Source organism: Paramagnetospirillum magnetotacticum MS-1 (genome assembly GCF_000829825.1).
Taxonomy (GTDB): Bacteria; Pseudomonadota; Alphaproteobacteria; order Rhodospirillales; family Magnetospirillaceae; genus Phaeospirillum; species Phaeospirillum magnetotacticum.
Genome location: NZ_JXSL01000030.1, coordinates 1 through 2,500 on the forward strand (window position 1 = coordinate 1; position 2,500 = coordinate 2,500).

2 rRNA genes (1 of these 2 cut by a window edge) are annotated in these 2,500 nt (G+C 55.2%); both read right to left on the reverse strand.

Annotation, left to right across the window (positions count from 1 at the left end):
* Positions 1 to 81: 81 nt before the first annotated feature.
* Positions 82 to 196 (reverse strand): 5S ribosomal RNA (gene rrf, locus CCC_RS12630).
* Positions 197 to 290: 94 nt separating this feature from the next.
* Positions 291 to 2,500: ribosomal RNA gene (locus tag CCC_RS12635) — 23S ribosomal RNA — on the reverse strand; it runs 532 nt beyond the window's last position.

Consider the following 2,500-nt stretch of genomic DNA (forward strand, 5'->3'; position numbering starts at 1 on the left):
CGGGCCCTTAAAAGCGTTACACCGGCCTTTATGGGCCGGTGTTTTCATCGTGAAGGTTTTTCTTGTTCGTTTCCTTTGAAGACCAGGCAGCGTCCTACTCTCCCGTGCCTTAAGACACAGTACCATCGGCGCAGAGGGGTTTCACGTCCGAGTTCGGGATGGGATCGGGTGGAGGGCCCTCGCTATGACCACCTGGTCGTCGAAGGAAACGAAGAAGAATTTCTGATCTGATTAGTACCTTCGTGCACTGATACAAGTATTTCATGTGTCGGGCTTGCCGCTACGCATGGGCGATCAAGCCGATCGAGCGATTAGTACAGCTTAGCTTCACGTGTTACCACGCTTCCACATGCTGCCTATCAACGTGGTGGTCTTCCACGGCTCTGATAGGGAAACCTGGTTTTGAGGGGAGCTTCCCGCTTAGATGCATTCAGCGGTTATCTCGTCCATACATGGCTACCCGGCGATGCCGCTGGCGCGACAACCGGTACACTAGAGGTATGTCCATCCCGGTCCTCTCGTACTAGGGACAGGTCCTCTCAAGTTTCCAACACCCATGGTAGATAGGGACCGAACTGTCTCACGACGTTCTAAACCCAGCTCACGTACCACTTTAATCGGCGAACAGCCGAACCCTTGGGACCTGCTCCAGCCCCAGGATGTGATGAGCCGACATCGAGGTGCCAAACCTCCCCGTCGATGTGGACTCTTGGGGGAGATCAGCCTGTTATCCCCGGCGTACCTTTTATCCGTTGAGCGATGGCCCTTCCACGCGGGACCACCGGATCACTATGACCGACTTTCGTCTCTGCTCGACTTGTTTGTCTCGCAGTCAGGCGGGCTTATGCCATTGCACTCGACAGCTGATTTCCGACCAGCCTGAGCCCACCATCGCGCGCCTCCGTTACTCTTTGGGAGGCGACCGCCCCAGTCAAACTACCCGCCATGCAGGGTCCCGGCCCCGGGTTCACGGGGCGCGGTTAGATACCAGGAAGCAGAAGGGTGGTATTTCAAGGTTGCCTCCACACCAGCTGGCGCCGGTGCTTCATAGGCTCCCACCTATCCTACACATCCACATCCTAGTACCACTGCAAAGCTGTAGTAAAGGTGCACGGGGTCTTTCCGTCTAGCCACGGGTACTCCGCATCTTCACGGAGAATTCAATTTCGCTGAGTCGATGTTGGAGACAGCGGGGAAGTCGTTACGCCATTCGTGCAGGTCGGAACTTACCCGACAAGGAATTTCGCTACCTTAGGACCGTTATAGTTACGGCCGCCGTTTACCGGGGCTTCAATTCAGAGCTTGCACCCCTCCTTTTAACCTTCCGGCACCGGGCAGGCGTCAGACCCTATACGTCGTCTTTCGACTTCGCAGAGCCCTGTGTTTTTAGTAAACAGTCGCCACCCCCTGGTCTGTGCCACCCCCCTCTGCTTGCGCAAAGAGAGGTACCCCTTATCCCGAAGTTACGGGGTCAATTTGCCTAGTTCCTTCAACATCGTTCTCTCAAGCGCCTTGGTATACTCTACCAGTCCACCTGTGTCGGTTTAGGGTACGGTCTATACGCTGGAGTTATTTCCTGGACCCCCTTCACCGCACCCTCAATCCGATAAGAGGATACGATACACGGAGGTCGTCACTTCCAGCAGGCCCACGAATATTAACGTGGTTCCCATCGACTACGGCTTTCGCCCTCGCCTTAGGGGCCGGCTTACCCTGCGCGGATTAGCCTTGCGCAGGAACCCTTGGACTTTCGGCGACAGTGTTTCTCACACTGTTTGTCGCTACTCATGTCAGCATTCTCACTTCCGATACCTCCAGCGCCTCTCACGATGACGCCTTCGCAGGCTTACGGAACGCTCCGCTACCGCGTGCATTGCTGCACACCCGCAGCTTCGGTGCATGGTTTGAGCCCCGGTACATTTTCGGCGCGAGACAGCTATTAGACCAGTGAGCTATTACGCTTTCTTTAAAGGATGGCTGCTTCTAAGCCAACCTCCTGGTTGTTTTGGCCGTCTTACATCCTTTCCCACTTAACCATGACTTGGGGACCTTAGCTGGCGGTCTGGGCTGTTTCCCTTTTGACGATGGACCTTAGCACCCACCGTCTGTCTCCCGGATAGTACTCTACGGTATTCGGAGTTTGGTTAGGTTTGGTAGGTCTTTGGGACCCCCTAGCCCATCCAGTGCTCTACCCCCGTAGGTATTCGTCCGAGGCGCTACCTAAATAGCTTTCGCGGAGAACCAGCTATTTCCGAGTTTGATTGGCCTTTCACCCCTAACCACAGGTCATCTCCGTCTTTTTCAACAGACGTGAGTTCGGTCCTCCAGTGGGTGTTACCCCACCTTCAACCTGCCCATGGCTAGATCACCCGGTTTCGGGTCTAATGCATGCAACTCGTCGCCCTATTCAGACTCGCTTTCGCTGCGCCTACGCCTACCGGCTTAAGCTTGCTGCATACACTAACTCGCTGACCCATTATACAAAAGGTACGCCGTCACC